The following is a 5,054-nucleotide window of genomic DNA, read 5'->3' on the forward strand; positions in this document are numbered from 1 at the left end:
GGGTGCCTCCCTATGCCGAGACGCAATCCTACGTCACCCGCGTGCAGTCCTTGACCGAACGCTATCGCAACCATCGCTAGTACCGTAGGGCGCATACCCAGGAATAGGGAATACGCCGGAGCGGTGTACCGGGTGATGAACAGGTCACTGGAGCGATCCGTCCCTGAGCACCCGCGCCGTGCGTGAGTATCTTGAGGCACTCGATGAAGAGGCTCTGGCCGAAACGCTACCGAAGCACCTATCGCTGACTGCTCCTCAAGCCCGCTGGACCGCAGCTCCAGGTGGCCCTGCGTTCTACGTTTACTCCACGAATTATCTGATCGATACCGAGCACGGCGTGATCATGGATGTGGAACCCACACCGGTTCATCGAACCGCAGAAGTCGAGAGCACCAATGCGAACGATCAGACTTCACTTGGGAAGCGCTGAACAGACATCCGATTCTACCTCGTCGACGTATTCAGCCTGATTTCTACATCCGGGTGGGCGAGCACTGCTATTTCAGGCCGGTTTGAGTCCTGGTTTTGCAGGTTGACGGAGTAGCGCCCGTGTTGCAGGCGGATTGATCCCGTGGCTTCGCACTAGCGACGATAGTAACGGTGTTCGTCCTCGTAGCGGTGCCGCATGGCCCGATCCTGGTGGCGCTCCCAATCACGATGGCGTTCAGCTTCTCGGCGGGCTTGCTCTCTACGCCACTGATTTCTACGCCAGTCGTCTCGGCGCCAATCGTCTCTACGGTCGTGCCAACGGCCGTCGTGCCAGTATCGATCGTCATGGGCAAGCAACGGTCCTGGCTGCTCGCCGGCCATACTAGCCGAGGTCGACCAAGGGTTGCCGGCGTCCTGGACAGGCGCCTGAACGGCTGTGGCTTCAGTTGCGAAAACAGGGGTTGAGGTCTTCATCTGTGTTGCTGATGCCGAGCCCACTGCCGCGAACGCGAACAGGCCGAAGAGCACCATCCGTAGGTCATGGAATTTCATGAGCGAAGACAACCTCTGATTGACAATTGGACATGGGGCCGTCTGGCCGCGGGAAGCCTGCGGGTTCGCGCTTACCCAGCGGATGTGCCTATCCACATAGACCGATAAATAGGGAAAAGTTCTAGGGAGCCGCTGCTTAAATAGCCAACGGCCTCAGTGTTCGGTCCCTTTGAGGCTTGGAATGCCCGGCCCGAGCAGATTGGTAAACTCCGCTGGTGTTTGAGCTACAGGGATCAGCTCTCAGAGGAAATGATTGAGTCGTCACTGGCTTCAGCCGCCAGCTTCAATCGGTCAGCTTTACTGATGTATTTAGACTTGCTGGCCGGTGCCAATTTGGCACTGGCCTTTTTGGCGTGAGCCTTTAATAACTGCTGTATTTTTTTACGACGATTCATGTTTTCTGCTCAGCGTGTAATTTCTTGAATGGTATCAGCTTGAATATTAATCCAGATCCGAGTGCCGCGCTCTTGGCGAGCTGGCAGCCGTCGTTCCGAGGGCGCTGATGCATGCATCGGGAAGGGGCGGGCCACTGTTGTTCAGTCGTGCAGATCTGCCGCTTCATCCAGGTGGTCAATGTGCTTGAAACGCTCAACCAGAAAATCGATCAGGCTGCGCACTCGGGTTGAAAGGTGTAGCTGTTGCGGGTACACCGCATAGACATCGGCGCGTGTCGGTGTCTGGTCTTCCAGTACCAATCGCAAGCGGYCACTGCGCACGTATCGGGCGATGTCCCATTCGGCTCGCAACAGAATACCGTGCCCTTCCAGCGCCCAGTTCAGGGCCACTTCACCGTCATTGCAACCCAATGCTCCACGGACTTTGATGTTTTGTGTACGCCCACCGTTGGTGAAACTCCACACGCCGTAGGGCGTTTCGTTTTGCCGTAGAAAGATGCAGTTGTGTTGCTGCAAGTCGGTCAGGCGTTGCGGCACACCATGCTTTTCCAGGTACAGGGGCGATGCGCATAACAGACGTCGATTGGACGCGATCTTGCGAGCATGGAAAGCGGCGTCTGGCAGCGTGCCGAAGCGTATGCCCAGGTCAAACCCATGCGTCGTCAGATCAAGCGGGTGATCGCTGATTTCCAGTTGTACTTCCACCTCCGGGTACTGTGCGAAGAACGCACCCAGGGCAGGGCCGATGTGACGGCGACCGAACCCAAGCGATGCGTTGACCCGTATCAAGCCTTTAGGCGTCGCCCGACTGCTATGGAGCAACTGCTCGACCTCATCGATCTGGGTCAGGATGCGGGCGGCATGGGAAAAAAGCAGTTCACCTTCAGCGGTCAGGCTCATTGAGCGTGTCGTGCGGTTGACCAGGCGGATGCCCAATCGAGCCTCCAGCGCGGTGAGACGCTTGCTCACTGCCGGTGGAGTGATGCCCAGTTCCCGCGCGGTCGCGGCGAGGCTGCCTTTGTTGGCCAGCAGGTAAAAAAATGACAAATCCAGAGTCTGGCTCATTCGTAACTCAAAGTTATTTATGTAGTGATTCTGAGTAACTCACAGCTATTTGCTCACTACATATACTCCGCTCACACCCTGATTGAACAGCCCGTTCGACAGGCACAACAAGAACGTTAAAAGAGTGGAGTTGACCATGAGCGCATACAAAATTGCAGCGGTTCCAGGTGATGGCATCGGTGTCGAAGTGATTGCCGCTGGCGTAGAGGTGCTGCAAGCCCTGTCGAAAAAGTCCGGCTTCCAACTGGATTTCAAACACTTTGACTGGAACTCGGATAACTACCTGAAAAACGGTTACTACATTCCCGAAGGTGGCCTGGATGAGCTGAAAACCTTCGACGCTATCTTCTTCGGTGCCGTCGGCGCGCTCAACGTACCGGATCATATTTCCCTCTGGGGCTTGCGCCTGCCGATCTGCCAGGGCTTCGATCAATACGCCAACGTGCGTCCCGCCCGGGTACTGCCGGGGGTGAAAAGCCCCCTGCACAACGGCGATCAGATCGATTGGGTGGTGGTGCGGGAAAACTCTGAAGGCGAATATTCCGGCAACGGCGGTCGCGTGCACCGTGGCCTGCCGGAAGAGGTCGCCACCGAAGTCTCGGTATTCACCCGGGCCGGGGTCGAGCGCATTCACCGTTTCGCTTTCGAACTGGCGCAGAGTCGTCCACGCAAACACCTGACCATGGTCACCAAGTCCAACGCGCAGCGGCATGGCATGGTGTTGTGGGATGAAATCTTCTACGAAGTGGCCAAGGATTTCCCGGACGTCAAAATCGACAAGGAACTGGTCGATGCGGTGACCACGCGCATGGTGCTCAAGCCGTCGACACTGGATGTCATCGTCGCCACGAACCTGCACGCCGACATTCTGTCCGACCTGGCCGCCGCGCTGTCCGGCAGCCTGGGCATCGCGCCGACAGCCAACCTCAATCCGTCACGCAAATTCCCTTCGATGTTCGAACCGATCCACGGTTCGGCATTCGACATCACCGGTAAAGGCGTGGCCAACCCGATCGCGACGTTCTGGACCGCTGCAATGATGCTTGAGCATCTCGGGGAATCCGCCGCTGCCAAGCAACTGATGTCCGCCATCGAAGCCGTGACCGAAAGCGGTTTGCATACCCCGGATCTCGGCGGTAATGCCACTACCCGCCAGATCACGGAGGCGGTCATTGCGTTGATCAACCGCTGATTTTTTCCAGCGATTCAAAGTAGTACTGCGGCACAACGCCGAGGGGCAGATCGCTTGATCTGACTCCTTGGCATTTCCTGACAACAATAAAAAATCAGGGCCCTGTCATGAAAAGAATATTTGGCAAACTCTACGTACAAGTACTCATCGCCGTGATCCTCGGCGCCATCGTTGGTGTATTCGTTCCTGAAACCGGCACTGCGCTCAAACCCCTGGGCGATGCCTTCATCAAATTGATCAAGATGCTCCTCGCACCGGTGATCTTCCTGACCGTGGTCACGGGCATTGCGCGCATGGAAAACATGAAGGAACTGGGGCGGGTCGGCTTTCGCGCGCTGCTGTATTTCGAAGTCGTGTCGACGCTGGCGCTGGTGGTCGGCCTGGTGGTGGTCGATGTATTCAAGCCCGGCGCGGGCATGAATATCGATGTTGCCACCCTCGACACCTCCAGCCTGGCCACTTACACCACGGCGGTCAAGCATGCCTCGTTCATGGACTTCGTCATGAACATCATCCCCGACACCATCGTCGATGCCTTCGCCAAGGGCAACGTCCTGCAAATCCTGTTGTTCTCCATTCTGCTCGGCATCGCCCTGGCCCACGTCGGGCCACGGGGCAAACCCTTTGTTGACACCCTGGACAGCCTGATGCAGGGCATGTTCCGCATCGTCAACATGGTGATGCGACTGGCACCGATCGGCGCATTCGGCGCCATTGCCTTCACCATCGGCAAATACGGGTTCGGCTCACTGTTTTCCCTCGGCAAGCTGATGGCCTGTGTGTACCTGACCTGTGCGGTGTTCGTGATCTTTGTGCTCGGCCCGATCTGTCGCTACAGCGGCTTCAGCCTGTGGAAGTTCCTCAAGTTCATCAAGGAAGAACTGTTCATCGTACTCGGCACCAGCTCATCGGAATCAGTGCTGCCGCAGATGATTTCCAAAATGGAAAAGGCCGGAGTGTCCAAACCTGTCGCCGGCATGATCATTCCTTCCGGTCTGACCTTCAACCCGGACGGACAGGCGATCTACTACACCATCGCTGCGATTTTCATTGCTCAGGCGACCAATACGCCGCTGACCCTGACTGATCAACTGATCGTGTTGGCGGTGCTGATGTTCACCTCCAAAGGCTCTGCAGGTGTCACGGGGTCTGGGTTCATCATTTTGGCTGCGACCTTGTCTTCTCTGGGCACCATTCCGGTGGCGGGCATGGTGTTGCTGCTGGGGGTCGACCGGTTCATGTCGGAAGCGCGGGCAATCACCAACACCATCGGCAATGGGGTCGGCACCATGGCCATCGCCAAATGGGTCGGAGCGTTGGACACGGTCAAAATGAACAAGGCGCTCAATGGTGAAGTCGAGGAGGAAAAGACTGCCACGGTTGATGAGGCCAATCGCATTTTTGCGCATTCGGCGGTGGGC

4 protein-coding genes and 2 pseudogenes are annotated in these 5,054 nt (G+C 57.1%); 4 read left to right on the forward strand and 2 right to left on the reverse strand.

Annotated elements, in window-relative coordinates; all coding sequences use genetic code 11:
* Together AC1DSG_RS27490 and AC1DSG_RS27495 are read left to right on the forward strand one after the other, a co-directional pair.
* A pseudogene (locus tag AC1DSG_RS27490) lies at positions 1-80 on the forward strand (transglycosylase SLT domain-containing protein); the annotation flags it as partial.
* Positions 81-113: 33 nt separating this feature from the next.
* Positions 114-394: pseudogene (locus AC1DSG_RS27495) on the forward strand (IS5/IS1182 family transposase); the annotation flags it as partial.
* An 820-nt stretch (positions 395-1,214) separates the two neighbouring features.
* Here the strand turns inward: AC1DSG_RS27495 and AC1DSG_RS27500 are convergent.
* Both AC1DSG_RS27500 and AC1DSG_RS27505 read right to left on the reverse strand, forming a co-directional pair.
* Positions 1,215-1,376 (reverse strand): DUF2986 domain-containing protein, encoded by a 162-nt coding sequence (locus AC1DSG_RS27500; protein ID WP_477793691.1) that lies wholly within the window; start codon positions 1,374-1,376, stop codon positions 1,215-1,217.
* Between the two features lie 141 nt (positions 1,377-1,517).
* Positions 1,518-2,441, reverse strand: coding sequence for a LysR family transcriptional regulator (locus tag AC1DSG_RS27505; RefSeq protein WP_477793692.1), 924 nt, complete (start codon positions 2,439-2,441; stop codon positions 1,518-1,520).
* A gap of 136 nt (positions 2,442-2,577) precedes the next feature.
* Here AC1DSG_RS27505 and AC1DSG_RS27510 point away from each other — a divergent pair, with 136 nt between their 5' ends.
* Positions 2,578-3,633 (forward strand): tartrate dehydrogenase, encoded by a 1,056-nt coding sequence (locus AC1DSG_RS27510; protein WP_477793693.1) that lies wholly within the window; start codon positions 2,578-2,580, stop codon positions 3,631-3,633.
* Between the two features lie 107 nt (positions 3,634-3,740).
* Positions 3,741-5,054: dicarboxylate/amino acid:cation symporter (locus tag AC1DSG_RS27515; protein ID WP_477793694.1), on the forward strand; the 1,314-nt coding region annotated here is incomplete at its 3' end.

The sequence above is a fragment of the Pseudomonas sp. P5_A12 genome (assembly GCF_056400685.1).

Bases quoted from the DNA above. Each gene is read 5' to 3' on its own strand.
- AC1DSG_RS27510 (WP_477793693.1), top strand. From the start codon at position 2,578: ATGAGCGCATACAAAATTGCAGCGGTTCCAGGTGATGGCATCGGTGTC.
- AC1DSG_RS27500 (WP_477793691.1), bottom strand. From the start codon at position 1,376: ATGAATCGTCGTAAAAAAATACAGCAGTTATTAAAGGCTCACGCCAAA.